General features: G+C 61.3%; 20 protein-coding genes and 4 pseudogenes. 20 read left to right on the top strand and 4 right to left on the bottom strand.

Features of this window, described 5'->3' with window-relative positions:
• The first annotated feature begins 82 nt into the window (after window positions 1-82).
• The 5 genes from KY49_RS00655 to KY49_RS00675 all read left to right on the top strand — a co-directional run bounded on the left by KY49_RS00655 (window position 83) and on the right by KY49_RS00675 (window position 4111).
• The gene (locus KY49_RS00655; RefSeq protein ID WP_231636325.1) at window positions 83-1897 is read left to right on the top strand and encodes a TIGR02594 family protein; all 1815 of its coding nucleotides are present in this window, start codon (window positions 83-85) and stop codon (window positions 1895-1897) included.
• Window positions 1884-2435, top strand: a complete 552-nt coding sequence (locus KY49_RS00660) for a hypothetical protein (RefSeq protein ID WP_033355802.1) — start codon at window positions 1884-1886, stop codon at window positions 2433-2435. Before KY49_RS00655 ends, KY49_RS00660 begins: the two co-directional genes overlap by 14 nt.
• Before the next feature lie 73 nt (window positions 2436-2508).
• Window positions 2509-3060 carry a hypothetical protein gene (locus tag KY49_RS00665; RefSeq protein ID WP_052495599.1) on the top strand — a complete coding sequence of 184 codons (552 nt, stop codon included), beginning with the start codon at window positions 2509-2511 and terminating at the stop codon, window positions 3058-3060.
• A 202-nt stretch (window positions 3061-3262) separates the two neighbouring features.
• On the top strand, window positions 3263-3514 hold the full coding sequence (locus KY49_RS00670) for a hypothetical protein (RefSeq protein ID WP_029226620.1): 252 nt from the start codon (window positions 3263-3265) through the stop codon (window positions 3512-3514).
• Between the two features lie 393 nt (window positions 3515-3907).
• Entirely contained in the window at window positions 3908-4111 is a 204-nt protein-coding gene (locus KY49_RS00675; protein WP_042582969.1) for a hypothetical protein, read from the top strand.
• Window positions 4112-4197: 86 nt separating this feature from the next.
• On the opposite strand, the gene KY49_RS00680 is transcribed toward KY49_RS00675, so the two are convergent.
• On the bottom strand, window positions 4198-4998 hold the full coding sequence (locus KY49_RS00680) for a transporter substrate-binding domain-containing protein (protein ID WP_042582970.1): 801 nt from the start codon (window positions 4996-4998) through the stop codon (window positions 4198-4200).
• Window positions 4999-5320: 322 nt separating this feature from the next.
• On the opposite strand from KY49_RS00680, the gene KY49_RS00685 reads away from it, so the two are divergent.
• From KY49_RS00685 to KY49_RS00700, 7 genes and pseudogenes are all read left to right on the top strand, one after another.
• Window positions 5321-8479, top strand: coding sequence for a type VI secretion system Vgr family protein (locus tag KY49_RS00685; RefSeq protein WP_042582971.1), 3159 nt, complete (start codon window positions 5321-5323; stop codon window positions 8477-8479).
• Between the two features lie 56 nt (window positions 8480-8535).
• On the top strand, window positions 8536-13206 hold the full coding sequence (locus KY49_RS00690; protein WP_082062286.1) for an RHS repeat-associated core domain-containing protein: 4671 nt from the start codon (window positions 8536-8538) through the stop codon (window positions 13204-13206).
• Window positions 13207-13209: 3 nt separating this feature from the next.
• On the top strand, window positions 13210-13584 hold the full coding sequence (locus KY49_RS34890) for a hypothetical protein (protein ID WP_080415583.1): 375 nt from the start codon (window positions 13210-13212) through the stop codon (window positions 13582-13584).
• A 141-nt stretch (window positions 13585-13725) separates the two neighbouring features.
• Window positions 13726-14157: pseudogene (locus KY49_RS38375) on the top strand (RHS repeat-associated core domain-containing protein); the annotation flags it as partial.
• A 510-nt stretch (window positions 14158-14667) separates the two neighbouring features.
• Complete coding sequence (locus KY49_RS36735) at window positions 14668-15096, top strand: hypothetical protein (protein ID WP_156162405.1); 429 nt, start codon at window positions 14668-14670, stop codon at window positions 15094-15096.
• Window positions 15097-15145: 49 nt separating this feature from the next.
• A pseudogene (locus tag KY49_RS34900) lies at window positions 15146-18412 on the top strand (RHS repeat-associated core domain-containing protein); the annotation flags it as partial.
• A gap of 349 nt (window positions 18413-18761) precedes the next feature.
• Complete coding sequence (locus tag KY49_RS00700; protein ID WP_042582972.1) at window positions 18762-19025, top strand: DUF7660 family protein; 264 nt, start codon at window positions 18762-18764, stop codon at window positions 19023-19025.
• A 67-nt stretch (window positions 19026-19092) separates the two neighbouring features.
• Here the strand turns inward: KY49_RS00700 and KY49_RS00705 are convergent, their stop codons facing one another.
• Entirely contained in the window at window positions 19093-19332 is a 240-nt protein-coding gene (locus tag KY49_RS00705; protein WP_042582973.1) for a SymE family type I addiction module toxin, read from the bottom strand.
• A 73-nt stretch (window positions 19333-19405) separates the two neighbouring features.
• Window positions 19406-19747 carry a helix-turn-helix domain-containing protein gene (locus tag KY49_RS34905; RefSeq protein ID WP_071755163.1) on the bottom strand — a complete coding sequence of 114 codons (342 nt, stop codon included), beginning with the start codon at window positions 19745-19747 and terminating at the stop codon, window positions 19406-19408.
• 262 nt (window positions 19748-20009) lie between these two features.
• Here KY49_RS34905 and KY49_RS34750 point away from each other — a divergent pair.
• From KY49_RS34750 to KY49_RS38380, 5 genes and pseudogenes are all read left to right on the top strand, one after another.
• A pseudogene (locus tag KY49_RS34750) lies at window positions 20010-21059 on the top strand (RHS repeat-associated core domain-containing protein); the annotation flags it as partial.
• Window positions 21060-21415: 356 nt separating this feature from the next.
• Window positions 21416-21829 (top strand): hypothetical protein, encoded by a 414-nt coding sequence (locus KY49_RS36740; protein ID WP_156162407.1) that lies wholly within the window; start codon window positions 21416-21418, stop codon window positions 21827-21829.
• Between the two features lie 38 nt (window positions 21830-21867).
• Window positions 21868-21963 (top strand): annotated as a pseudogene (locus tag KY49_RS34910) (RHS repeat-associated core domain-containing protein); the annotation flags it as partial.
• 118 nt (window positions 21964-22081) lie between these two features.
• Window positions 22082-22624 carry a hypothetical protein gene (locus tag KY49_RS36745; RefSeq protein WP_156162408.1) on the top strand — a complete coding sequence of 181 codons (543 nt, stop codon included), beginning with the start codon at window positions 22082-22084 and terminating at the stop codon, window positions 22622-22624.
• A 176-nt stretch (window positions 22625-22800) separates the two neighbouring features.
• A complete protein-coding gene (locus tag KY49_RS38380; RefSeq protein ID WP_231636326.1) occupies window positions 22801-23688 on the top strand; it encodes an imm11 family protein in 888 nt (295 codons plus the stop codon).
• On the opposite strand, the gene KY49_RS36750 is transcribed toward KY49_RS38380, so the two are convergent.
• A complete protein-coding gene (locus KY49_RS36750; protein WP_156162409.1) occupies window positions 23663-23938 on the bottom strand; it encodes a hypothetical protein in 276 nt (91 codons plus the stop codon). The two genes, KY49_RS38380 and KY49_RS36750, sit on opposite strands and share 26 nt — an antisense overlap.
• On the opposite strand from KY49_RS36750, the gene KY49_RS00730 reads away from it, so the two are divergent.
• The 3 genes from KY49_RS00730 (at window position 23937) to KY49_RS00740 (ending at window position 26590) form a co-directional block, all read left to right on the top strand.
• Entirely contained in the window at window positions 23937-25766 is a 1830-nt protein-coding gene (locus tag KY49_RS00730) for a methyl-accepting chemotaxis protein (protein ID WP_042582977.1), read from the top strand. The genes KY49_RS36750 and KY49_RS00730 overlap by 2 nt on opposite strands.
• Window positions 25767-25933: 167 nt before the next feature.
• Window positions 25934-26257, top strand: a complete 324-nt coding sequence (locus KY49_RS00735; protein ID WP_042582978.1) for a DUF7716 domain-containing protein — start codon at window positions 25934-25936, stop codon at window positions 26255-26257.
• Window positions 26258-26305: 48 nt separating this feature from the next.
• Complete coding sequence (locus KY49_RS00740) at window positions 26306-26590, top strand: hypothetical protein (protein ID WP_042582979.1); 285 nt, start codon at window positions 26306-26308, stop codon at window positions 26588-26590.
• Window positions 26591-26593: the final 3 nt, after the last annotated feature.

Raw genomic sequence — 26593 nt, forward strand, 5'->3', positions numbered from 1 at the left:
GGTGCAGTACGTCGCCGACAATGGCGACATCCTGCTGCGCAGCGGCGGCACGATCCCGTGGCGATTCAACAATCCCGGCGACATGCGGCCGCCGCCGATGCACAAGGGCAAACGGCCCCCAGGCGTCGTCAGGACCCATATCGGCATCGGCGATTCCAAGAGCGGCGAGTTCTATATCTTTCCGGACTACGACACCGGCTGGAAAGAAAAATTTGCGTTGCTGCGCCGGAAGTACAACGCGATGTCGATCTCCGATGCGATGTATGTCTACGCGCCGCCGAAGGAGAACGACACGGAACGGTACATCGGGGCGATTTGCGAGGGCACGGGATACGACCGCACGCGCAGGCTCGACTCGATGAGCGACGCCGAACTCGAGTCGATGATGACCGTGATGAAGCAGCACGAGGGCTACAACAATCTCGTGAACACGCGACACGAACAGTGGATTCGCACGGCATCGGTGACGCTGTCGAACGGTGCGCAGCCCATCCCCGACCAGAAAGTCGTGGTGCGGGCCAAGGGCAAGGAGATCGTCGCGAAAACCGACAAGACCGGCCAGCTTCCTCTGATGCCGTTCGAGGCAGCCGGCGAGCAAATCCAGTTGTTCATCGAGCATGCCGCGGGGCTCAAGCAGATCGGCGAGATCGTGACGCAGGCGAAATCGGCCGCTTATGTGTTCTTTCACGACCTGATCACCGTGTCGGCGCCGACGGGCAGTCATTTCGCGAAGGATCCGGTCCGTCACGACAAGCCGGCGGGATTTCGCTATCGAATCGTCTCTGGCGATACGCTCGGCAAGATCGCCGCGAAATTCAAGGTGAGCGTCGAGCAGTTGCAAAAGGACAATCACCTGCATTCGACGCGAATCTTCGCCGGCGATTATCTGTACATCAACATGCCGAAGCCCGAGGACGGACATTCGCCCCATTCACGGGCGCAGCAGAAGCCGAAGCCTGAAGCCGCGCCGAAGCCGGCAAGCAGCGACCGGGGCGGCGCGCACGACGGCGGTTCGGCATCGAACGAGAAAGCGGGCGACCTCAGCGATATCGTGGCGTCAGTGCTCGGCCCGGTGAAGTCAGCCGGCGCGGGTGGCGCGCCCGGTGCGGCGAGCCAGCCGAAGCCGGCCAGCCGAACCCGCGAAGCACATCCGAGCGCGGGGGCTTCGCATGGCGAAGTGGCCAGCGCGGAAGCGCCGCACACCGAATCGGACGCGGCGGCCGCATCGGCGCCCGCGGCATCGTCGCTCCCCGCGGATGCGGCGAAGTCCGGCGGCGCGAATGCCACGCTCGATCGCAGCAAGCAGGGGCAGGGGCATCCGATGGCGGTGTTGCAGCAGGGTTCCAAGGAGGCACCCTGGATGGCGTTCGCGATCGAGCAGGCCAAGCTTTGGCATGGACAGAAGGAAGCCGTCATCACGAAGACGATCAACTACCATAACGAAGTCGGTGTTCACCTCAAATCACTGGTCGGGGACGGTAATCCGTGGTGCGCGTCATTTGCCAACTGGTGCCTGAATCAGGCGGGGTATGCGATGACGGCGTCGCCGGCGGATTCGCAGTCGTTCCGGTTCAGCAAGAATTTCGTGAAGATCGACAAGCCCGTGTTTGGCGCCGTGGCGATATACAAGCATCGCAAGGGCGGCCACGCGGCATTCGTCTATGCGCAGACGAGCACGGGCGCGCCGATTCTGCTGGGTGGCAACCAGAGCGATGCGATCAATTTCGGCACGCAGTTGCCGTCCGAGCTGAAGGGGTTCTTTGTCCCTGCGACCTATCTGCAATTCGCGAAGGAGCAGTTGGCCAAGGGCGTGAAGCTCGAAACGAGCACGCCGAAGGATCTCAACGATGAATTTCACATTGCCTTTGCCAAAAAGAAGAAAAATGCAGATCGTTAAGACGTGGTGCGTATCCGTGGTGTTTTCGATGGCAGTGGCGGGCAGCGCGTCCGCCTTTGCGCGACCGCCTTCTGAAGACTGCCTTACGCAGGCGGAAGTCAAGCAGCTCGACCGTGATTTCTGGGCGACGTTCCCGTCGCCCGACGCGTTCGCGGCGTATTCGGCGCCCAAGCTCACATTCGGCACGAACATCGCGGAGCTTTCGGAGTCGCTCGCGCATGCGTCCGGCGGCCCGGCGCGCGCGCGCGCTGTTGCGACCTTCCTTGGACAGCATCCGGACGTGTTCGGTGCGTTCAAGACCATGCATGACTCGACGTACGTGTATTACCCCGGCCGCGATCACCATCCGGATGCGGCGCGCACGTCGTCGACGCTTCCCGCGAATCAGTGCGTATCCGAGTTCAATTACGCGATCGATTTGAGCCGCGTTCAATGCGTAAGCGGTCAACGTCTCCGCGCATTCAGCTTGTCGTTCATCAAGGATCGCGGGCGTGTGATGCTGCGCAGCGGCGTGATCGGGCTGGATGAGTGCAACTGAAGTGCGAAGTTCGAAACGAGCACGCCGAAGAATCTCGACAAGAAATTGCGCATCGCTTTTGCCGAGAAGAAAAATGCAGATCGTCAAGACATGGTGCGTATCCGTCGTGTTGTCGATGGCTGCGTTGGGCAGCGGGTCCGCCTTCGCGCGTCCGCCTGCGGAGGACTGTCTGACGCAGGCGGAAGTCAAGCAGCTCGACCGCGATTTCTGGGCGACCTTCCCGTCGCCCGACGGGTTCGCCGCGTATGCGGCTCCTGGCTTCTCGTTCAATACCAACGTCGCAGATCTGTCGCAGTCGCTCGCGCATGCGCCAAAGGGCCCGGCGCGCGCGCGGGCCGTTGCCACCTTCCTTGGCCAGCATCCGGACCTGTACGGATCGTTCAAGACGGCGCTCGATTCGACGTACCTGTACTACCCGGGGCGCGATCACCACCCGGATGCGGTGCGCACGTCCGCCACGTTTCCCGCGAATCGATGCGTGTCCGAATTCAACTTCGCCGGAAACGAGAAAAGCAGCCAATGCGTGTACGGTCAGCGCACCCGTGCATTCGTTTTGTCGTTCATCAAGGATCGCGGGCGTGTCATGCTGCAGACCGGCATGCTCGGGATGGAGGCTTGCAACTGAACGACGCGCCACGCATCTCCCGATATCCGCATGCCCCGTTCTTCCCGCCACAAAAGCGTATCCTGACACGGTGTCGTGCAACGGCGGCGGCGCATCGATTCCGGCCGCCGCCCTGAGCGCGGCCGGCCGTTCCTACGCATCGCCCGCCTCCCCTGGCGCCGATATCCGGCCCGCCGCGCACGTCTTTAATGGAGGCGTCATCATGTCAGTCACGCACCATTCCGCAGGCTCCACGGCCACGGCAAGCGAGATTCGCGAGATCGTCGGTCCGATGGAAGACGAAGTCATCGCGCAGATCCTCGACATCGGCCCGACCAGCGCCGAAGTGCTGGATGCATACACGTGGCTCAGGGCCGACGACCGTCAGCAAATCAAGCTCGAACGCGAACTGCACGGCAAGGCCGCACGCGTGCTTGAAATCCTCGAGCAGGAAGAATCCGACGGCGACGACTGAACTCGCTGAACATCGAATCGCGCCGCGGGACGCGCCGTGCATGGCGTGCGGAGGGCGCTTGCGCGCCCCTTTTTTGGTGTCACGTACGCGTCACGACGACCCAATATGGTTTGACGTTCTCGCGACGGTGGCTTCGCCATTCGTGCAAACGCGCCGCCCAGGTCCGATATGCCGGCCGGGAACGTTTCCAGGGAGCGGAGCGCATCGCGCCATGCGGTGGAACCGCGAAGGTTCCACGCACGCGCCGCCGGCGACACCACGCGCGTGCCGCACGTGGCGACGCGGGATCGCGCGCATCAACCGCGCGCCTGCACCATTTCATTCCAGAAGATGATCGAAGGCGGCTCGTGCCGAACCGCCGGAGACACAGGGAGACACCGGGAGAAAAGGACCATGCTGAGTCCGCATGAATTCTCGTTGCTGCTGCGCATTGCACGTGCGCCGGACAGCGTCGATCTGGCCAATCCGGCCTTTACCGTGCTCGTCGAAAAGCACCTGGTGGAAGACACGCAGGCGCGTGCGCATCCGGCCGCCGCGCGCGCTGCGCTGACGCCGGTCGGGCAGGCATTGCTCGCACGTTTCGACGCGGCCGCCTGAACCGAAAGCAGGGCCATCGGCCGCCGCATCGATGCCTGCGCCGCGCTCGCCAACCGGCCGGCGAGCGCGCCGAACGATGTAATCGATTACTGCGCGACCGGCACCGTCACATCGCTGCCGAACCAGTGCATCGAAATCTTCTTCAGCGTTCCGTCCTGCTTCAGCGACGTCAGCGCGTCGTTGATCGCCTTCTCGAACTTCGGATTGCCCTTGCGGAACGGGATCGCCATTTCCTGCTTGCCGCCGTTCAGCACGGCGCCCGGGCGCAGCGGCAGGTTCGAGGTCTTGATCATGTAAGGCAGCATCAGGCGATCGTCGAGGGTCGCCTCGATCCGGCCGGCCGCGAGGTCGCGCAGCTTCTCCGGCGCGCCCGGATAGGTCTGCACCTCGATGCCGGGCACGGCCCGCGCCATCTGGTCATAGTTGGTGCCGAGCGTCACGCCGAGCTTCTTGCCCTTGAAATCCTCGAGCGACTTGAAGTCGCGCTTGTCGTCCTTGCGCTGGATCAGCTGCGCGGCGGAATATGTGTACGGCTGGCTGAAGTCGAGGACTTCCTTGCGCTGCGGCGTGATGGTGACCTGGTTGACGATCACGTCGAACTTGCCGGCCTGCAGGCCCGCGATGATGCCGCTCCATTCGGTCGGGACGAACTGCGTCTTCACGCCGAGCTTGGCGGCGACCGCCTTCGCGACGTCGACGTCGAATCCTTCGAGCTGCCCCGACGTGCCGCGCGAGTTGAACGGGGGATACGTGCCCTCCAGGCCGATCCTGAGCACGCCGGCCTGCTTCACCGAATCGAGCAGGTCCTCCGCGTGGGCGGCAACGGCGGTGAAGCCCAGGACCGATGCGAGCAGCAGGCCCGAGAGCAGGAACTTCGAAGGTTTCATCGCGTATCTCCAGAGTGATGTTGTAAAAGCCCGGCAGCGCCCGCTTGCCGACGACGGGCGCGAGACGCAACCGGGGTGGCCGGCAGGGCGCCAGGCGGCCGAAAACACGGGTAGCTAGACACTACTCGCAACCAGACGCGACCGGTAGCGGAATTGGCCCTGATTGCAACCGTCCGGGTGGCGGGCGGGTTCGGATGACTCCGTTAAATCAGGTCATTTATCTGATTTAACGTGCATTTTGCCGGTAAAATGCGCGCTGGCAGGAATTTGAAGATGCGCCATCCGAGGGTGCTTTAAAAGAAAAAACCGAGGCCATAAGAACATGCAGAACGTGATTGCCGCGCTGCGCGGGGGCTTGCTTCAGCAGGACCGCCTGCTGAAGCTCGACACGCCGCTCGGCGCGAACACGCTGACGGTGCAGCGCGCCGTCGGCCGCTCGCGCATCGGGCGCGCATACGAATTCACGCTGGACGTGCTGGCGGCGGACGGCGATGTGGAACTCAAGAAGCTGATCGCGCAGCCGGTGACGTTGTGGATCCAGCAGGCCGATCGCGACTACCGGCCGATGCACGGCTACGTGCATACCGCGCGCCGGCTGGGCGCCGACGGCGAGCTCACGACCTACCAGCTCGTGTTCGCCGATTTCACCCATTTCCTGAAGTTCCGCCGCGACCAGCGGATCTGGAGCGACGCGCCCGTCGACCAGATCATCAGCGACGTGCTGAACCGCCATCCGCAGGCGCGGGGACGTTTCCGCTTTGCGCTGTCGAAGCCGCTGCCGAGCCGCTCGTACACGCGCCAGCATGAGACCGACTGGCATTTCGTGCACCGGCTGATGGAGGACGAGGGCCTCTATTGCGCATGGCAGCAGGCCGACGACGGCCAGTCGCACACGCTCGTGATCACCGACAACCTGCAGGCGTTTGCGCCGCTGTCGCCGGAAACCGTGCGTTTCTATCGCGGGAGCGCCGCGAGCGAGACGGACGCGTTCACGCAATGGAGCGGCACGCGCACGCTGCAGAGCGTCACGCGTACGACGCGTACCTTCGATTACAAGAATCCGTCCGTGCCGTCGAACCCGAAAGGCACGACGCTGCCGACGATGGGTACGCAGGGCGAGCTGCCCGACCAGCTCGAGGTGTACGAGTACACCGGCGCTTACACGTACCTGGACCAGTCGCGCGGCGACCACCTGACGAAGGTCCGGATGGAGGCGTGGGAATCCGAGGCGAAGCGCTTTCGCGCCGCGGGCGGTGTGCGCGGCATCGATTCGGGACGGCGCTTCACGCTGTCGGATCACCCGGAGCACGATCGCGACCCGGCCGACCAGCGCGAATTCGCGGTGATCGAGGTCGCGTGGTGGATCGAGAACAACCTGCCGGTGTCGAGCGGCAGCGCGAGTTTTCCGCATAGCCTGAGCGAGGCGCTCGCGCAGGCGCAGGCCGGCTGCGCCGCCGATCCGGCATTTCGCGTGCCGCACGGCGACGGCTCGGTCGGCTTCTACCTCGTCGAGGTCGAAGCGCAGCGCGCGAGCATCCCGTACCGCAGCCCGTTCGAGCATCACAAGCCGGTAATGCATCTGGAGACGGCGATCGTCGTCGGGCCGCAGGGCGAGGAGGTCTACACCGACGAGCTGAATCGCATCCGCGTGCAGTTCGTGTGGGATCGCGTGAATCCGGGCAACGAGAACGCGTCGTGCTGGGTGCGCGTCGTGCAGTCGGATACCGGCGGCGGCTATGGCGGCGTGCACATCCCGCGCATCGGCGAGGAAGTGCTGATCGACTACGTCGGCGGCGATTGCGACCGGCCGTTGGCCGTGGGCCGCGTCTATAACGGCGCAGCGAAGCCGCAATGGCATAGCGACGGCATTCTGTCCGGGTACCGGTCGAAAGAGTATTCGGGCAGCGGCTACAACCAGCTCGTGATGGACGACGCGACCGGGCAGAACCGCGTGCAGCTGATGAGCAGCAGCGCGAACAGCCTGCTGCATCTCGGCTACCTCATCGACCAGAACGGCAACACGCGCGGGTCATATCTCGGCAGCGGGTTCGATTTGCGCTCGGATGCGTATGGCGCAGTGCGCGCGAGCCAGGGCCTGTACGTGACGACGCACCCGAAAGCGCCGAACAGCCAGCCGCTCGACGTGAAGGAAGCGCAGCAGCAGCTCGTGAACGCGGAGAGCCTCGTCGAGGCGCTGTCGGGCGCCAGCGGACAGCATCAGGCCGAGAACCTGAAGGACGCGCACGATACGCTGCGCGCATTCACCGACGCGACGCAGGACAGCGTGCCGGGCAGCGCGTCGGGCGGACGCACGGCGGGCGGCGGCACCGGCAACGCGAACGCGTTCAAGGAGCCGGTGATGCTGTTCGGCAGCCCGTCGGGCATCGGGATGTCGACGCAGCAGTCGGTGCACGTGGCGGCGAACGATCACGTGAACATCGCCAGCGGACGGAGCGTGCACGTCGCGGCGGGCAAGTCGCTGCTGGCGAGCATCGGGCAGAAGCTGAGCCTGTTCGTGCAGAACGCGGGGATCAAGCTGTTCGCCGGGAAGGGCAAGGTCGAGATTCAGGCGCAGTCGGACAGCATCGAAGTGACCGCGCAGAAGACGGTGAAGGTGCTGTCGGCGACCGACAGGATCGAGATCGCGGCCGACCAGGGCATCCTGCTGACGAGCGGCGGCGGCTATATCCGCATCGCCGGCGGGAACATCGAGATCCATGCGCCGGGGAAAGTCGACGTAAAAGGCGCGTCGCATGCGTTCAGCGGGCCGGCGAGCATGGGGTATCCGCTGCCGAGCCCGCGGCCGGATCAGCCGGGGCAGTTGGAGTTGCTGCACAAGTACGTGAACGGCGAAGCGGTCAAGGGCGGACTGTTCACGGTAAGGGACGTGAACGGCGCCGTGCTGAAGAAGGGCGCGCTCGACGGCAACGGCTATACGGTCGTGAGTGGCTTGCCGCCCGGTGCGGTGCGCGTCGAGTTCGGGAAGGACCCGCGCGAGTCGGATCAGCCGGCGAACTACTTCAAGGAGGCGAAGTGGCCGGCCGAACCTGTCGAGCCATCGCCCGAAGCCGCGCAGGCGGCTGCGACCGGTCAGCTCGCGAGTCAGTTGCAGGGCATGGCGCCTGCCGCGGCGAGCGCGGCCATGGGGCTCGTGAGCGGCGGGGCTGGCGCCGCATTGGGCGGGCTGGCGAGTGCCGCCTTGCCGGCTGCGGCGAGTGCGCTGGACGGTGCGGGCGTGGCATCCGCGTTGCAGACGGCCACGCGCCTGAGCGGCGCCGCGAAGCAGGTGGCCGGGATGGTGCAGGCGGCGCGCCAAGGCGGGCTCGCGGCGTTGGCCGCGCCGGCCGCGAATGCCGCGCTGAAGGGGGCGTTGCCTGGTATTGCCGGGAAGGGCGGCCCGATGGTGGCGTCCACGGCAGGCACTGCGGCGGGCGGCATGAAGCTGCCGACCAGTGGGTTCGGCGGACCGCTGAAATCCTGAGAGGGCGGCGCATCAGCCGCCAAGAACAACAAATCGCGACTTGAACGAACAACAACATGGCTCAACAACTTCCACCGGGCGCTGAAAAGGAACAGGCCGTTACCTGGCTCAGCGACATTTCACCGAAGGACGTCGCGCAGGGCGGCAACCGCTTCGATGCGTGGTTGCGCAAGATCAGTGGCAACCACGTCACGTTCGAGGACGTGAAGACGTTTGCCGGCGCGGTGCCGATCGTCGGCAACATCATGGCGGCGGTCGACGCGCTCGGCGATATCGCCGCGATCGTCCAGAAGCGCGGCGGCCAGGTGCTCGATTACATGAGCCTGGCGATCAACCTGATCGGCATCATTCCGTTGCCGCCGACGCTCGCGCCGTTCCGGATGTCGGCGCGCCCGCTGCTCGCGCTCGTGCGCAACCAGTTGCTGATCACGCGCAGCAATCTTGGCGCGGCGATCATTTCGGTGCTCGTCACGCATATCAACGCGACCTGTGCGACCGAGATCGAGGATTTCCTGAACAAGCTGAAGGCCGGGCTCGTCGAGCTGCTCGATGGGTGCGCGTCGAAGGCGGAAGAGCTGATGGTCGCGATCGCGACGGGCATGGACAAGGCGCTGCACGGCCAGCTCTTCGACAACAGCGGCAACCTGAAGCGTGCGGAGCAGCTCGCGAAGAAGATGGGCGATAACCGGCCGTGGTACAGCACCAGCCGGGTCGGCGACGGGATCGCGTTTGCGTGGGAGGGGTACAAGGCGCTCGGCAAGACCGTCGGGAACAAGGTGACCGGCGCCGCCGCGAAACTCGCGCCGGATGCGTGGCTCGAGCCGTTTCGCGGCACGGTGGCGTTTCTGCGGACGGAGGCGCCGAAGGTCGCGAAGTCGATTCGTTCGCTGGCCGGCAGCGAGGAAGGCAAGATGATGTGGCTCGTGCTGCAGCTGATCGAGGCTGTGGGGCGGGCCAGGGCGCGTGGGAAGCTGCATGAGAAGCAGGCGGATGTGAAGCCGGGAGGGAAGAGCCACGCCGAGAAGGAAAAGGCGCAGGGCGGGTTGGGGGCAACCGAGAGTCAGGCGCCGGTGGAGGGCCCGGGCAAAAGCAGTTGCAAGGCATGCGGGCTTGGAGAGTCGCCGGCGTCGATCGATTTCGCATTCGGGGACGAGCGGTTTTCCCACGTCGATTTCGACCTGCCGGGTGCGCTGCCGCTCGTCTGGGAGCGCACGTACCGGTCTCGGCTGTCCGCCTACGACAAGGGCGAACTCGGCGCGCGCTGGATCACGCCGTACACGACGCGCATCGATATCGACGGTGGCCAGTGGCGTTATCGCGACCCGGAGGGGCGCAGCGTCGACTATCCCGCCCTCGCGGCCGGCGACGTACACGACGACCTCTCGGAGAACCTGACGCTGTCGCGCCTCGACGATACGTGGGTGACGATTTCGTACGGCCATGACGCGCTGCACGTGTACGAGCGCCGCGGCGACGCGTTCCGCCTCGCGATGCAGAAGGACCGCGCCGGCAATACGATCACGCTCGACTACGACACGCTCGATCGCCTCGCGCGGCTGATCGACGCGAACGGCAACGTGCTCGCATTCGAGCACGACAAGCATGGCCGGATCGTGCAGATCGAGCAGGTGCTCGCAGGCGGCGAGCGTCGGACGCTTGCACGCTACGAATACGATACCGCCGGCGACCTCGTGCGCGCGGTCGACCGTCACGGCAACGCGCGAACCTATCAATACCACCGCCACTTGATTACCCGCTACACCGATCGCACCGGCCGCGGGATGACGCTCGAGTGGGACGGCGCAATCGCCGATGACAACGCGAATGCGAAGTGCGTACGCGAATACGCGGACGACGGCAGCCTCGACATCCGTCTCGCGTGGAATCCGAACATCCGCCTGACCTACGTGACCGACGCGCTCGGGCAGATCACACGCTACTACTTCAACATTCACGGCTACGCGTATCGGATCGTCTATCCGGACGGCAACGAGGAATGGTTCCGGCGCGACGAGCATCACAATCTGGTGCTGCATATCCTGCCGGACGGCAGCATCGAGCAGATGCGCTACGACGCGCGTGGCAACCTGACGCATCACGAGCGGGCGGACGGCAGCGTGGTCGAGATGGCCTACGACGACAAGGACCAGATGGTCCGGATGACCGATCCGAATGGTCATGTGTGGCGGCGCAAGTACGATGAGGCTGGTAACGTCGTCGAGGAACTCGATCCGCTCGAACATGCGACGAAGTACAGCTACAACGATAAAGGGTTGCCGACGGAGATCACCGATGCGAAGGGTGGATCGAAGGCGCTCGAATACAACGACGCCGGGCAACTGGCGAGATATACGGATTGCTCCGGCAAGAAGACCGAGTGGCGTTACGACGACATCGGCCGCGTGATTGAGGCGAAGGATGCGGCGGGCGGGACGATTGCCTACCGCTACGGTTCGAATGGACAACTCGCAGAAGTGCGTTCGCCGGCGGGTGTCGAACACGTGAATTACGACGCGGAAGGTCGGTTGCTGCGGCATACCGATCAGCTCGACCGCTCGACACGATACAGCTACGACGCGGTGGGCCGGATCGCGAGCCGCGCGGATGCGTTGGGACAGACGCTTGCATATCGCTACGACCGCCTCGGTCGACTGTCTGCGTTGACCGATGCGAACTTCGCGACGTATCAGTTCCAATACGATCCGGCGGGGCGGCTGATCGAGGAAACCGGCTTCGACGGGAAGGTGACGCGCTACGAGTATGACCCGGAGAGCGGCAGCCTTCTTGCGCTTAACGAGGCGGGTAGCGTGACGTCGATGGAAATCGACGCGCGCGGCCGCTTGATGAAGCGTGCGGCCGGCGACAGCGAAGAGCGTTTCGCGTACGACCCGAGCGGACGGTTGGTCGAGGCCGCGAACCGGTACAGCCGTGTGCAGTTCTTCTTCGATCCGGTTGGCAATCTCGTTCGGGAGCATCACGCGTATAGCGTATTCGGCGAATCGCGCAGCTATGTCTGGCATCACGAATACGACGAGCTCGGCAACCGGCGGCGGACCGTACGTCCGGATGGCCATGCGATCGACTGGCTGATGTACGGCTCCGGACACGTGCACGGGATGCTGCTGGATGGCGAGGAGCGTGTGCAGATCGAGCGCGATGATCTGCATCGGGAGACGGTGCGGATGCTGTCGAGCAAGGTCGGGCAGCGCACGATGTACGACCCGGCCGGGCGAGTGTTGCAGCAAACGGTTCAGCGGACGACGTCGCCGGCGCCGTTGGCGGAGCGGCGGTATCGCTACGATGCGGTGGGGCAGCTGTCGAGAATCGAGGACAGCCGCAAGGGCGGGACCGACTATCGATACGATCCGGTCGGGCGGCTGATCGAGGCGATCAGTCCGGTCGCGAAGGAGCGGTTTGCGTTCGATCCGGCGAGCAACATTATCGATCCGGTTCAGCAGCAGGCTGCGCCGGCTTCGCGACCCAGTCCGGTGAGGCCGGAAAGTACGCTGCCGGCGGAAGTGCCGAAGGTGCTCGGCAATCTGCTGAAAGCGTATGCGGGGATGCACTTCGAGTATGACGCGCGGGGGAATTTGGTCCGCAAGCGTACGCCTGCTGGTGAGCAGGAATACGAGTGGGACGAGTTCAATCGCTTGCTGGCTGCGCGGGTTGCGGAGACGTCGCGGCAGAGTCAGGCGCGGTATTTCTATGATGCGTTCGGCCGCCGGATCGCGAAGGAAGTGAACGGCGAGCGGACGGTGTTCGGGTGGGATGGCGATGCGCTCGCGTATGAAAGCGACGGCGAGCGCGGCACGCACTATATCTACGAACCGGGGACGTTCGTGCCGCTGGCGCAATATGTGACTGAACCGGTGGAGGGCATCGCGACGCCGGTGTGGAAGAGCACGGACCGGTACGTGCCGGAGGACGATCCGCTGCAAAAAGTGCCGGAGCGCCGGGCGGATGCGAAGCTGTTCTATTACCACTGCGATCAGATCGGCACGCCGCAGTTGCTGACCGATGACGACGGCGACGTCGTGTGGGAAGCGTCGTACAAGGCGTGGGGCGAAGCGCGGGAAGTGATTGCGCGGGCGTCGAAGGCGTCGGGGATCGTGCCGAGGAATCTGTTGCGGTTCCAGGGGCAGCAGGTTGATGAGGAGACGGGGCTGGCTTATAACCGGCACAGGTATTACGACCCGCAGAGTTGTAGATTCGCTTCGAAGGATCCGATCGGATTGGCGGGCGGGAGCAACGTCTATCAATATGCGCCTAATCCGGTCGATTGGGTTGATCCGATCGGACTGGCGAAATGCCGCCCCTGCCCCAAGGAATGCGAGAAGATTCTTGACGAGGCTGGCATTCAGGTGGGGAGCCATCGCGACATGCAGAAGGCAGCGGGTGGATTGTATGATTCGCACCACATCTATCAGGACGCTGCGGTGAGCTCATTGCCGAAGTACGGTTACTACGATGCACCAGCAATCGTGCTTCAAGGGCGAAATGAAGACGGTAGAACGCGTGGAACCCCTCACTATAAAGCAAACCGTGTTCAAGACCAGGCGGGTGGGGGTACTTTGGCCGCCGAGCGGCGTATTGGTTATAAAGCAATTAGAAGGGCGGGCCTAACGCCTGACCAAGCTAGATGCGCTCTTATGAAGGCGGATGGGTACTTCTCTGGCATCGGCGCGTCCGGTGCATCGGCAACGACCATTCCTAAGCGGAGGAAATGAAATATGCAAGCATTTGATAGAGATGAAGCCTATCGGCTCATGGATGATCTTCTAAAAGGAGTCCGTGGCAGGGTAATGGAAGATTTGGCGAAATTTGGGGTGACTCATGATATTTTTGAGGAAATTGAAGAAGAGTTGCAACGATCCGGGGAGGATGTCGAAAAACTGACTTTGCCGCCGCTCAATTTGGCATTTGTTCCGGATAAGACTGGCCGAATTCCATTTGATATATTCGAGACGGATGTCAATTCAAAATCGCGACGAGTTGCATGTCAATTGTGGTCTGGGGGTGAAAAGGCAGAATTGACACTGGTGGCGGATTTGTCAATTGAGCAGGGTGAAATGTCTCTTGCTTTTAGATTGCTGGAGACGCAGTGAGTATTGTTTCTTTGCCGTGAACGGGTGTTGTTGCATGGTTTCTTTGCCAGTATTGGTTAAGTGATGATATTTGATGGGCCGCAAATGCGGCCCATTGCTTTTTTGGGTAGCAACGGGCAAGCAAGAATGCAGATTTGACGGGGAATCGCGACGCCGGTGTGGAAGAGCACCGATCGGTACGTGCGGGAGGACGATCCGCTGCAGAAGGTACCCGAGCGGCGGGCGGATGCGAAGCTGTTCTACTACCACTGCGACCAGATAGGCACAACCCAGTTGCTGACTGACGGCGATGGCGACGTCGTGTGGGAGGCGTCGTACAAGGCGTGGGGCGAGGCGCGGGAGGTGATTGCGCGGGCGTTGAAGGCGGCGGGGATCGTGCCGAGGAATCCGTTGAGGTTCCAGGGGCAGCAGGTTGATGCTGAGACCGGGCTGCACTATAACCGGTATCGGTATTACGACTCTCGCATCGCGCGCCTCATCTCAACTGATCCGATTCGGATACTAGGAGGCTTGAACTCGTATCGATATGTACCGAATTCGACTGTTTGGGTCGACCCATTGGGGCTGACGGCAAAGAAGGTGTTATGTTATGCATTGCTCGCAAAAATAAAAACGAAAACAACGCTTCTTAGGTTGGAGATGGATAAATATAGCCCGAAGGACGCTGCTTTGGGTGGACATACTCACGCTCATGGAATTACGGTGCCTGGCGGTCACTATAAAGAGATACGGGATTTGCAGCGCGGCATAAAGAATTCGCTTAAAGATTGCACCGATAAGGATTGTCATTGCGAGTGCAATCTAATTAAGGCTCGGCCGATATTGGATTCTGCGGATAGGTATTCGAATAAAGAGGTGGAAATTCCTCCTGGTGTTGTTTGTATACCGATTGCGAGTAATAGATGATGGGTGATGAAGTTATTGTTGATATTTTTGAGGCTGCCGATGAATTCGCGGCGGGTAACTTGTCGCCAATAACCAGGCTGCTGCCAAGAATTGACAGAGGGGGGTTTCTTGAGGGGGGCGATACTTTTCTATGTTGTGAGGAGTCGAGAAATATTTGACTTTATCGACGAAAAGGGAGTGAATTTTCTACAGAAAAATGAGCTTACCGGGCATAATCTTTTGCACGATGCGATTCTGGAGGATGGCTCGGAAATTTTTGAGAAAGTGCTCTCATGGTATTCGAGTCGGGGTGTGGTTGATGATCCAGATATTAACGGGATAACACCATTGTCGTCGGCGTTGAAGTTTGGAAAGGTTGAGCGGGTTGAGAGATTGATCGATTCCGGTGCAAATATGTTGTCGGTTGCATCAAATGGTGTCACGCCGATTAAGCAAGCCTTGTATTGTCTTGGGGGCGAAGATGTTGCGATTTCTGAGTTGGATGTGTTGTTTAAAAAGGGAATTGCGGTAAGTTCGAGCGAAATTCAAGATCTTGTCGAGTCCGCGGTGTTTCTGGGGAGGAAGAAAGTTTCGAAATGGATTGAGGATAATGTGAGGCTTGGGTGAGCTGAGGGGCGTCATTTCATCGTGCGACTCCTCAGGGTCTCGGCATCGCCAGACTGAAGCTCAGCTGCCGGGCGGTGCGCAGTGCAAGCGGAAATGCCCGCCGGTGAAGACCCCGCCGGAACGAACCAAACGGTCGATCGGCTTCGCGTTTGGTGATGAATGGATCGCTCACGACGATTTCACGATCGATGGTCCGTTGCCGATCACGTGGCAGCGCACTTATCGCTCGTTCTTCGCCGCGAACGATGAACGCGGCGAGCTTGGCGCGCGCTGGATCACGCCTTACACGACACGCATCGATATCGTCGATTCGAAGCTGGTCTATCACGACGCGGAAGGCCGCAGTCTCGACTATCCGCTGCTCGCCGCAGGCAGCGCCCACGACGATCTTGCCGAAGACCTCACGCTGCTGCGCCTCGACGATCGGTGGTTGACGCTGACGCGCGGACACACGCTGCTCGAGGCGTACGAGCGGCATGGCAATGTATTCCGCCTTGCGTTCATCAAGGATCGCGCGGGCAATCAGGTCACGCTCGATTACGGCGAACAGGGCCGGCTGTATCGACTGATCACGCCGCATGCGCAGGTCGCGTTTCGCCATGATGCGCACGGACGCATCATCGAAATCGCACACCATAACGCTCAGGGCGAACGCCTCGGCACGCTCGCGACCTACGAATATGATCGCGACAACGATTTGATTGCCGCGGCCGACCGCTACGGCAACCGGCGCGAATACCGCTATCGCGACCACCTCGTCACGCGTTACACCGATCGGACCGGCCGCGGCGTCAATCTCGAATGGCGCGGCACCAGCCCGACGGCCAAATGCGTTCGCGAATACGCCGACGACGGCAGCGACGAAGTGCGGCTCGCGTGGCATCCGGACTTCCGGATGGTCAGCGTGACCGATGCGCTCGGCAACGTCACGCATCACTACTACGACGTCAAGGGTTTCTCGTTCCGCGTGATCCATCCGGATGGCAGCGAGGAATGGATGTATCGCGATGCGAATGACAATCTCGTCCAGTTCATCCATCGCGACGGCACTGTCGAACACTTGTCGTATGACGCGCGTGGCAATTTCGTGCGCCACCAGCGTGCCGACGGCAGCGTAGTCGAGATGGCATACGACGAGAAGGCTCAACTCGTTCGCGTTACCGATCCGCTCGGGCATCCATGGCTGCGCGAATACGACGACGCGGGCAACGTGGTCGCGCAGATCGACCCGCTTGGCCGCAAGACAGAGTTTGCGTACGACGGCAAAGGGCTCGTCACGCAGATCAAGGACGCGAAGGGTGGCGCAAAGTCGTTGAAGTACGACGAAGCCGGACGGCTGACGAGCTATACCGACTGCTCGGGCAAGACGACACAATGGACGTATGACGAACAGGGCCGGCTGGTCGCGACGAAAGATCCGGCGGGCGGTACGACGACGTTCCGCTATGGCGTGAACGGGCAATTGGTCGAACTGGTCTCGCCGGCGGGCCGAGAACAATTGAGCTACGACGCGGAAGGACGTCTGCTGACTCGTACCGATCCGTTGAGCCGAGTGACGCGTTACGGGTACGACGCAGCGGGGCGTATCAACATCCGGACCGATGCGCTCGGACAGGTGCTTTCATACCGTTATGACCGGCTGGGGCGTCTTGTCGCGCTGACCGATCCGAATCATGCGACTTATGCATTCCAATATGACGCGGCCGGCAGGTTGATCGAGGAGATCGACTTCGACGGAAAGGCGACGCGCTACGCATATGACGAGGCGAGCAGCCGTCTTGAATCGGTCGACGAGGAAGGCCTGGTCGTGCGGATGTCCCATGACCGCGGCGGTCGGCTCAGTGGGCGTTCGGTTGAGGATCAAGAGGAGCGCTTCGCTTACGATCCTTTAGGGCGCTTGATCGAAGCAAGCAATCGACACAGTCGCATCCATCGGTTCTTCGATCCGGTCGGCAATCTGGTGCGTGAGCATCACGCGTACGACGTATTTGGCGAGCGCAGGAGTTTCGTGTGGCATCACGATTACGACGAACTCGGCAATCGGATCAGGACGGTTCGACCGGATGGTCACACGATCGACTGGCTGACTTACGGCTCCGGGCACGTGCACGGCATGATGCTGGACGGCAAGGAGCTCGTGCAGATCGAGCGGGATGATCTGCATCGGGAGACGTTGCGCACGCTGGCGAGCAAGGTCGATCAGCGTACCGTTTACGACCCGGCAGGGCGATTGCTGCAACGGACGGTGCAGCGCGCGAATGCGCCCGCGCCGTTGGCGGAGCGCCGTTATCGTTACGACGGTGCGGGACAACTCACGCAGATCGAGGACAGCCGCCGGGGATTGACGGACTATCGCTACGATCCGGTCGGTCGGCTGATCGAATCAATCGGACCGGCAGGCAAGGAGCGGTTTGCGTTCGATCCGGCGAGCAATATCGTGGATCCGGGGCATCCGGAAACAGCGCGTCCTGCGACACGCTCGAGTCCGGTGCGTCCGGAAAGCACGTTGCCGGCCGAGGTGCCGAAGGTGCTCGGCAACCTGTTGAAGCGGTATGCCGGACAGCGTTTCGAGTATGACGCGCGCGGGAACCTCGTGCATCGAATGTCTCCGGCGGGCGAGCAACATTACGAGTGGGATGCGTTTAACCGGCTGCGGGCGGCGCGGGTGGAAGAGGCGTCGCGAAGGAGTGCGTCGCGGTATTACTACGATGCGCTGGGTCGGCGGATCGCCAAGGAGGTGGACGGCGAGCGGACCACGTTCGGCTGGGATGACGACAGGCTGGCGTACGAGAGCGAAACGCAAGGCAGTACCCATTACGTGTACGAGGCGGATTCATTCGTGCCGCTGGCGCAGTACGTGAGTGCGCCGGTCGCAGGGATTGAGACGCCGGCACGGACGGAGGCGGACCGATACACGCCGGAGGACGATCCGCTGCAGCGCGTGCCGGAGCGAGTCGGCGAAGCGCACGCGTTCTATTACCACTGTGACCAGATCGGCACGCCGCTGCTGATGACCGACGAACTGGGGGACGTGGTCTGGGAGGCTTCGTACAAGGCGTGGGGCGAAGCGCGGGAGGTGATTGCGCGGGCGTCGAAGGCGGCGGGGATTACGCCGCGGAATCTGCTGAGGTTTCAGGGGCAGCAGGTTGATGGGGAGACGGGGCTGCATTACAACCGGCATCGGTACTATGATCCGGCGTCGGGACGCTTCGTGTCCAAGGATCCGATCGGGCTGGATGGTGGGATCAATGTCTACCAGTACGCGCCCAATCCAGTGCAGTGGGTCGATCCGTTAGGTTTGTCGAAGCGTTGTCCCTGTGATTGCCCAGCAGGAACAATAGATCCCTCTCAGGTGCATTTTATGCAAAGCAGCGCAAAGAATGTCACAGGTGACTACACGGTTCTCGGGAACGCACAAGGTTTGCGGGATGGAACACTCGATCCTAATATATTGAAGACCAAGATTTGGAAGGATGGTACTGGGAAGCTGTGGACGCTCGATCACCGGCGGCTCGCGGCATTCAAATTGGCACGCAAGTGCATGCCATATCAAATGGCGTCACAAAAAGAGATCGATAATCAGATGTGGAAGATGAGTACCAAGAATGGTGGGACATCTATCCGCTTGAAGATGGAGGATGGTCAGTCAATGACCGTTGAGTGAAATGACGATTGACAGAAAGAGAGTGGCGGAAATCAAGACAAGGGAAGACTTTGTTGATTTTATGGTTGCCTTTGTGAAATCAATAAGAAGTGGGGAGCCGATCGAGAACAACACTGTTGATTCGTATCTTGAGGCAATGGCTTCCTGGGTTGAAGATATGGATGGCTATTACGAGAATATGGGTATAGCTAATGAGGTGAAGCTGGATACGATGAATTGGAGGGTTCTCGCGGATATTGTGGTTGCCGCAACAATGTATGAATAGACTGAAGTAAGAGCCAAGGGCCGCGTGAGCGGCCCTTGTTGTGGTGTGATGAGTCGAAGCTCGGTGTTCAGGTAGCGGTGATGGTGAGCTTGCCGTGTTCGACGTGAACGCGGAGCTTCTGCCCGGCGTGGAAACCTGCATCGTGGGCGAGCCACCGGCCGGTGATCTTGAGCCACAGGTACAGCGGCTCGCAGTGGCTGTCGTCGTAGAGGGCCTGCCGTCCGTAACGGTCCATGTCGCGCTTGCGCTGCATCGTGATGAACCGTTCCGTGACGGGGGGACGTGCTTTAAGATTGGTGTCAGCCATGATCAACTCCTGCGTTGAGTTGGTGGTGGTCAGCGGGCCGTGGGTGTTGGCGCACTCACGGCCCGCGCTTCGTTTACAGCTTACTGTTTCGCTTGTTTGCTACCTGATTCTTGATGATAAGTGCATCGAGAAGCTCCCTCGCGAGTTCACGGGCATGTGCGGGCATCCGCGATACCGCCTCGAATTGATACCGCAAGTCGTCGTCAGGTCCGCGCTCATCGTGATCGAAGACGATGGCGTCAGCGCTGACGCCTAGCGCGATTGCCAGTCGACGAATCACGTTCAGGGACGGGTGAGCGTTCCCACCTTCATAGCGCCGGATTTGCAGAACGGCGAGCGCGGCCGCATCCGCTAGGGCTTGCTGGGTAAGGCCACGCGCTTTGCGTAGCACGTTTAAACGTTCCGAGAATTCCATTCGCCAGATCCAAGGTGAGGGCGTTCGCTTTTGAAACGAATGCTGACATTTTTGGGGTGTTCGAGGAGCGCCTGCTAGATACTCAATATAGACCGCTTTTAATTTCGAGATGCTTGATTGGCCGAAGGTTATATAAGTCGAACACGGTTCCGTACCGCGGTATGAGTACGACCCGCAGAGCGGCAGCCTGCTTGCGGTGAACGAAGCAGGGGCGGTGACGTCGATGGATGGCGACGCGAATGGTCGCCCACTAAAGCGCGCGAATGCGCCCGCGCCGTTGGCGGAGCGCCGTTATCGTTACGATGGGTCGGGACAACTCACGCAGATCGAGGACAGCCGCCGGGGACTGACGGACTATCGCTACGATCCGGTCGGTCGGCTGATCGAATCAATCGGACCGGCAGGCAAGGAGCGGTTTGCGTTCGATCCGGCGAGCAATATCGTGGATCCGGGGCATCCGGAAACTGCGCGTACTGCGACACGCTCGAGTCCGGTGCGTCCGGAAAACACGTTGCCGGCCGAGGTACCGAAGGTACTCGGCAACCTGTTGACGCGGTATGCCGGACAGCGTTTCGAGTATGACGCGCGCGGGAACCTCGTTCATCGAATGTCTCCGGCGGGCGAGCAACATTACGAGTGGGATGCGTTTAACCGGCTGCGGGCGGCGCGGGTGGAAGAGGCGTCGCGAAGGAGTGCGTCGCGGTATTACTACGATGCGCTGGGTCGGCGGATCGCCAAGGAGGTGGACGGCGAGCGGACCACGTTCGGCTGGGATGACGACAGGCTGGCGTACGAGAGCGAAACGCAAGGCAGTACCCATTACGTCTACGAGGCGGATTCATTCGTGCCGCTGGCGCAGTACGCGAGTGCGCCGGTCGCAGGGATTGAGACGCCGGAACGGACGGAGGCGGACCGATACACGCCGGAGGAAGATCCGCTGCAGCGCGTGCCGGAGCGAGTCGGAGAAGCGCATGTGTTCTATTACCACTGTGACCAGATCGGCACGCCGCTGCTGATGACCGACGAACTGGGGGACGTGGTTTGGGAGGCTTCGTACAAGGCGTGGGGCGAAGCGCGGGAGGTGATTGCGCGGGCGTCGAAGGCGGCGGGGATTACGCCGCGGAATCTGCTGAGGTTTCAGGGGCAGCAGGTTGATGAGGAGACGGGGCTGCACTATAACCGCAACCGTTACTATGACCCACACTCCGGCCGGTTCATCAGTAAGGACCCGATTGGGCTGGCCGGTGGACTGAACGGGTATCAATACGCGCCCAATACGACGGGATGGGTTGATCCACTTGGCTTGACCAAGAGCTGTTGCGATTGCAAAAAGTCCTACCTCTATCGAGGAGTACACGCTAACCACCCAGCCATCGATCAGGCAAGAAACGGTGTTGTGGAACCAGCGCTAAAATCTGGCGGGGTCTCTGCGAGCGAGCACAATGAAGGCGGGGTGTCCGACAAAAGCCAATTTACGTCTTGGAGCCGTAGTGAAGAGATTGCACGGTGGCATGCGAACAAGTCGGGGCCAGGCGGTGTCCTTCTTCGCGTCCCCACTGGGGCTCCCGGAAAGGATGATTGCTGGTCTTGGGAAATGTCGGACGATGTTTTCGCGGAAGACGAGGTCTTGCTCAAGGGGAGAAGGACCGGTATCGAGGTGCTGACGCCATGACGCTAACAGAGAAAATCGAAGCTCATTTTCGCGTAAGTGAAAAGTGCAAAGGGTTTCTTTTGACAATTCAGCCTCATCTTCGCGATGAGGAATTCGAGCTGACTCTCGGCATCACGTCGGGACAATCAGTCGCGGAAGCTCTAGGCACAGCCCGAATACAAAAGAAAACCACAGGCCAAGCGGGAATTCAGTCTTTTGGCTTCGTCGAGTTAATTGCCGCGCTGGAAGAGATGCCGCCTCAGCATTTGATTGGTGTGGGAACCTTATCCAGTAATAATTGGGCTGGGCGAGTCGTGTTCACGCTATACGGTCCGAAAGATTTTATTGGCCTCGTAATCGTGAGGCGGCGGGACGGTTCACGCAAGAAAGTGCCGCCAAATTGGGACGGTACTCGTGAGGGGCTCGGGTAACATGACGTATGCCTGATTAACAGGCTTCTAGAGAGTTGACTGGTCTGCACTATAACCGGCATCGGTATTATGATCCGGGCTTGGAGCGGTGCATATCGAAGGAGCCGATTGGGTTGGCGGGTGGGATCAATATTTAAGGCCACGAAAGGCTCCGGTACTTAGGTAGGTGTCGGTGTGTATGAGGTGTCAGGGGAAATATAGTCGATACTAATTCCATGAGCCTAGCACTGAATTTTAGGGGTGGAGGGCGCTATGCCATGGGATCTCGATAGGTTTAATTGGGCTGAATACTCGACCGCTAATGGGAGTGCGGTGGACGTGCCTGCGGCAATCATCGGACTCGGAAGTGCTAAAAGTGAAGACGAGGCGGATGATTTTTATTGGAAGATCGACAATGTTGTAATCTTGCAGGGAAGCCTGTATCCGTCCGCCCTGCCGACGATTCCGTGTGTGATTGATGCAATTCAAGGTGCAACGGAAGTGTCTCGGGCAAGGCTGCTTGAGATTCTCGCTCAGATAGGCTTGGCTAGCGTAAAGGAGGATGGACATCCCGACGAGGATTTCCGTTTGGCATGTCTTTGCGAGATTTCAAGGGGTGTATCTCTATATTTTCATTTTATCGAAAGCGAGAATATGGATGAGGTCCTTAACTGTATTGATCTCATTTCTATATGTGCGATTCATGATAGATTGCTGAAGTCGAGGGCTATTTGGTTTCTGAATAAGGTGTCGATGGCACGGTCGGATGAGGGGGTTGGTGAGTTGATTGAAAATTGGATTAACGACATTGGGTAGGATTTTTGGGTGCGTATGAGTTGGTTGGGGTGAGGGGCGTCGCCATTGGAGTTTGCAAAGAAAAGGTGGCAGGTAAGAAAAGGTGCTTAAAATTCTAGGGGAAATTTTGGCTCATTAATTCTAGTGAGTGAATTTTCATTTTTAAGTATGTGTGTCGCCATGGGCATTGCCGTCGCGTGGTCAGTGATTTTTCTGAGAAGAGTTTTGATGCGGAAAAAGATCACCTGGGGCGACGTCAAGACGTGGACCAAGAACGTCATCGAGTCGCTTTTTGGGATGGGGGAGCGCGACATGCGGACGACAGGCTTACACACCTCGCCGCGTTCATCGGATACGGCGGTCCTGGTAATTTGCAGGAAATTCTGGGGCTTGAGATGGGCCTGGCGGCATTAAAAATCAAGGGCCGCTGTCGCGACTCTTGGTGTCGGCAGGTCATCGGATGCTCAACAAGAACCATCGACCATGGGCGTGTCCAAACGGCGCGAGGAAATATGACGAAAATCTGGACCACGGAGGCGGACTATCCGGAAAGTCGGATGGCACTCTACGACGAGGCAAAAAGTGGGGTAGATCGCTTCGAACTGCAGGCGGCAAAGCCCCTCGTAAGACCCGCCTCCTTGTTTTTCGAGCTTCCCCAAAAAGGGCTGCCAAAGATTCGAGACTACGGCGTCATCTGGTCAGACATCTTGATTCCGCTCGTAAGTGAAGCGGTGCGTGTTGCGATTGAAGAACTGGCGAATGATGATGTTCAGTTCATCCCGGCAGTTATTAGATCGAGCGGAGAGGCTATTGATGGCTCGTACTTCCTTCTCAACCCGACGAGGAAAGTTGACGTGGTTGATCACGACGCGTCCGAGCCGATAGTGGTGAAAATCTCGGGATTTCCTGATACCAAGGTCGGTTTCAGAAGGATGGTCTTGCGCCCCGATTTCCCGGCCAATGGCATTGGTCGGCAATACGATTCCCCGACATGCATTGTCGTCGGGGATCAACTGGCCGATGCTGTATTGCGCGCCACGAAGAATGGAGTCAGGTTCACTACTGGTATTCCACCGGCCGGTTAATGACAAACTGACCCGCGATGAACCGGCCAACCCGCGGCGGACCGTGCGCCCGGACGGGATCGTCGTACACGAGGAGTTCGTCAGCGTCGACGACTTGACGAGATGACCCGGTATCTGCCGATGCACCGTGATGCTGGTCTGACCAGTCAGGCCTTAAGATCCCCCGACAGCGGTCGTTAAACATGGCGTTGCCCGCCGTTTCGGCGACCCATTCCACATCAAGCGGCAAAGGGGAGATCGAAGTCATCATGCTGTCATCGATTCGCACACGGATACTCGCGACTTGCGTCGCCATCGTGGTCACGGCGCTGGCCGCCACGGGCGGCCTGATCTATTACGTCGTGAAGCATCACAACGACGACGCAATCGACCAGAACCACAAGTCGATCCTCACCGGGCACGCGCTCGCGATCGACGAGTGGGTCGCGAGCCGGGGCAGGGAAACCCAGGCGCTGGCGGACACGATCGCGATCGGCGAAGGCGATCCGCTGCCGGCGCTGAAGCTGCTGGGCAAGTCGGGCGGCTTCGAAGTGCTGACGCTCGGCCTGCCGGACAAGACGGCCTTCTCGAACGTCCCGCTCGCGCCCGGCTACGATCCGACCGCGCGCCCCTGGTACAAGCAGGCGATCGGCGCCGGCCATCTGGTCGCGACGGCGCTTTACCGCGACGCCTCGAGCGGCAAGCCGGCTTTCGCGTTCGCGGTGCCCATCGTGCGCGACGGCGCCGTCAAGGGCGTCATGGCCGCAAGCCTCTTCATGCAGAGCGTGAGCGCCATCGTGACCGCCGTGCACCCGACGCCGTCGAGCTTCGCGTTCCTGGTGGACAAGAGCGGACGCGTGATCGCCGCGCCGAAAACCGATCTGATCATGAAGCAGGCGACCGAACTGTCGCCGGCGCTGGATTCCGAGCACCTCGACGCGCTGAAGTCGGCGTCCGCGCCGGTGGCCGTGGACATCGACGGTGCGACCAAACTGCTGCGCGCCCAGCCGATCGCCGGCACCGACTGGTCCCTCGTGCTCGCGCTCGACAAGTCGGACGTGACGACCGGCATGCGCGCGGTGGCGACGACGACGCTCGCCGCGATCCTGATCGTCGCGATCATCGCGGCGGCGCTCGTCGGCGCGCTGACGAACGCGGCCTTCAAGCGCATCCTGCTGGTGCGCGACGCGCTCACCGACGTCGCCAGCGGCAGCGGCGACCTGACGAAGCGCCTGCCCGCCGACGGCGAAGACGAAGCCGCGCAGATCGCGCATGCATTCAACCTGTTCGCCGAAAAAATCAGCACGATCCTGCTGCAGATTCGGGAGTTCAGCGAATCGGTCAACGTGGCGAGCGCCGAGATCGCGCAAGGCAACCAGGATCTGTCGAGCCGAACCGAGCATGCCGCCTCGAGCCTTCAGGAGACGGCCGCCGCCCTCGAGGAAATCGCCGGCACGGCCCGCAACTCGGCCGATGCGGTGACCCAGGTGAGCCGGCTGGCGGATTCGGCGTCGGATGTGGCAGTGCGCGGCGGCGCGGTCGTCGGCGAGGTCGTCTCGACGATGCACGACATCACGCAAGCGTCGACGGAGATCGCCAACATCATCGGCGTGATCGACGGCATCGCGTTCCAGACCAACATCCTCGCGCTCAATGCGGCGGTCGAGGCCGCGCGCGCGAACGAGCACGGCCGCGGCTTCGCGGTCGTGGCGGGCGAGGTGCGCGCGCTCGCGCAGCGCAGCGCGCAAGCGGCCAGGGAGATCAAGCAGCTGATCCACTCGTCGGTCGAGAAGATCGAGGGCGGCTCCGGCCTCGTGCAGACGGCCGGCGCGACGATGGACGAAATCGTCGAAAGTGTGCGCGGCATCACGAGCGTGATTGCCGAAATCACGGTCGCGGCGACGGAGCAGAGCACGGGGCTCGCGCAGGTGAATCAGGCCGTATCGCAGCTCGATAACGCGACGCAGCAGAACGCGGCGCTCGTCGAGCAGTCGGCTGCCGCCGCGACGCTGTTGCGCGAGCAGGCAGGCAAGCTCGCGGAGACGGTCGGCGAGTTCAAGCTGGCGGAAGGTCGCATGTCGACGCTACAGGCCGGGTGACCGGCGGCACCTTCCCGTGCGCGCGCACTTGAATGCGAAGCCGGCCGGGCGGGTCACGCCTGACGCGGTCGATCGCCGCATGCCGAGATTCATTGGCATAATCACGGCCCGCCGCGACGCGACGTGTCGCGGCCCGATCGATCCTTTGGCTTATTTCTGCGGCAACGATGCTGACCTCGACTTCACCGGCGACCGAAGTCTCGCTGAAACGTATTCTGGAACAGCCCGGCGACTTCTCCGGCTGGCTCTACCTGCCCCCGACGCCGTGGACGCTGGACACGGTCGGCGCGTTCGCGCCCGACACGACGGACCCGGACGAGGACACGGTGCCCGACATCGCGAAGCAACCGGGCTGGCGCATCACGCTCGACAGCGCGACGATCGAGAGCGTCGTGATCAACGCGCACGAGCAGGTGGACGATCCAGGCATCCTGCAATTGTTCGACGCATTCGTGTACTACGTCGAGAACGATGCGTTCATTCTGCTTTGAGGCCGGCGTCCTGACTGCGCATCCATGCCCTTCCGATACGGGAACACGATGCAGGATCAGGATCTGAACCGGACGGTCGGCGAGATTCGCAGCCTGCTCAGCGGCGGCGCTGCGGCCGCCTTGCCGGGCGTGACCGGTGCGACAGTCGCGCCGGCGCCTTGTGAGGACGACGTCATCATCGCGTGGCTGGCCGCGCTCGGCGGTGCCGATCTCGTGATCCCGTGGTCCGCCGACGATCTCGTTCTGTACGGAAACGACGCGAGCCTCGCGGCCGGGCAGGTCGGCTATCGCGTCGACGCAGCTGGCCGCCGTTTTGGGGGGCTGGCAGGATGACTG

This window comes from Burkholderia sp. MSHR3999 (assembly GCF_000833595.1).
Classification (GTDB): Bacteria; Pseudomonadota; Gammaproteobacteria; order Burkholderiales; family Burkholderiaceae; genus Burkholderia; species Burkholderia ubonensis.

Coding starts and splice junctions, on each gene's coding strand:
- KY49_RS00655 (WP_231636325.1), top strand. CDS start 83: ATGCGGCCGCCGCCGATGCACAAGGGCAAACGGCCCCCAGGCGTCGTC.
- KY49_RS00660 (WP_033355802.1), top strand. CDS start 1,884: ATGCAGATCGTTAAGACGTGGTGCGTATCCGTGGTGTTTTCGATGGCA.
- KY49_RS00665 (WP_052495599.1), top strand. CDS start 2,509: ATGCAGATCGTCAAGACATGGTGCGTATCCGTCGTGTTGTCGATGGCT.
- KY49_RS00670 (WP_029226620.1), top strand. CDS start 3,263: ATGTCAGTCACGCACCATTCCGCAGGCTCCACGGCCACGGCAAGCGAG.
- KY49_RS00675 (WP_042582969.1), top strand. CDS start 3,908: ATGCTGAGTCCGCATGAATTCTCGTTGCTGCTGCGCATTGCACGTGCG.
- KY49_RS00680 (WP_042582970.1), bottom strand. CDS start 4,998: ATGAAACCTTCGAAGTTCCTGCTCTCGGGCCTGCTGCTCGCATCGGTC.
- KY49_RS00685 (WP_042582971.1), top strand. CDS start 5,321: ATGCAGAACGTGATTGCCGCGCTGCGCGGGGGCTTGCTTCAGCAGGAC.
- KY49_RS00690 (WP_082062286.1), top strand. CDS start 8,536: ATGGCTCAACAACTTCCACCGGGCGCTGAAAAGGAACAGGCCGTTACC.
- KY49_RS34890 (WP_080415583.1), top strand. CDS start 13,210: ATGCAAGCATTTGATAGAGATGAAGCCTATCGGCTCATGGATGATCTT.
- KY49_RS00700 (WP_042582972.1), top strand. CDS start 18,762: ATGACGATTGACAGAAAGAGAGTGGCGGAAATCAAGACAAGGGAAGAC.
- KY49_RS00705 (WP_042582973.1), bottom strand. CDS start 19,332: ATGGCTGACACCAATCTTAAAGCACGTCCCCCCGTCACGGAACGGTTC.
- KY49_RS34905 (WP_071755163.1), bottom strand. CDS start 19,747: ATGGAATTCTCGGAACGTTTAAACGTGCTACGCAAAGCGCGTGGCCTT.
- KY49_RS36740 (WP_156162407.1), top strand. CDS start 21,416: ATGACGCTAACAGAGAAAATCGAAGCTCATTTTCGCGTAAGTGAAAAG.
- KY49_RS36745 (WP_156162408.1), top strand. CDS start 22,082: ATGCCATGGGATCTCGATAGGTTTAATTGGGCTGAATACTCGACCGCT.
- KY49_RS00730 (WP_042582977.1), top strand. CDS start 23,937: ATGCTGTCATCGATTCGCACACGGATACTCGCGACTTGCGTCGCCATC.
- KY49_RS36750 (WP_156162409.1), bottom strand. CDS start 23,938: ATGATGACTTCGATCTCCCCTTTGCCGCTTGATGTGGAATGGGTCGCC.
- KY49_RS00735 (WP_042582978.1), top strand. CDS start 25,934: ATGCTGACCTCGACTTCACCGGCGACCGAAGTCTCGCTGAAACGTATT.
- KY49_RS00740 (WP_042582979.1), top strand. CDS start 26,306: ATGCAGGATCAGGATCTGAACCGGACGGTCGGCGAGATTCGCAGCCTG.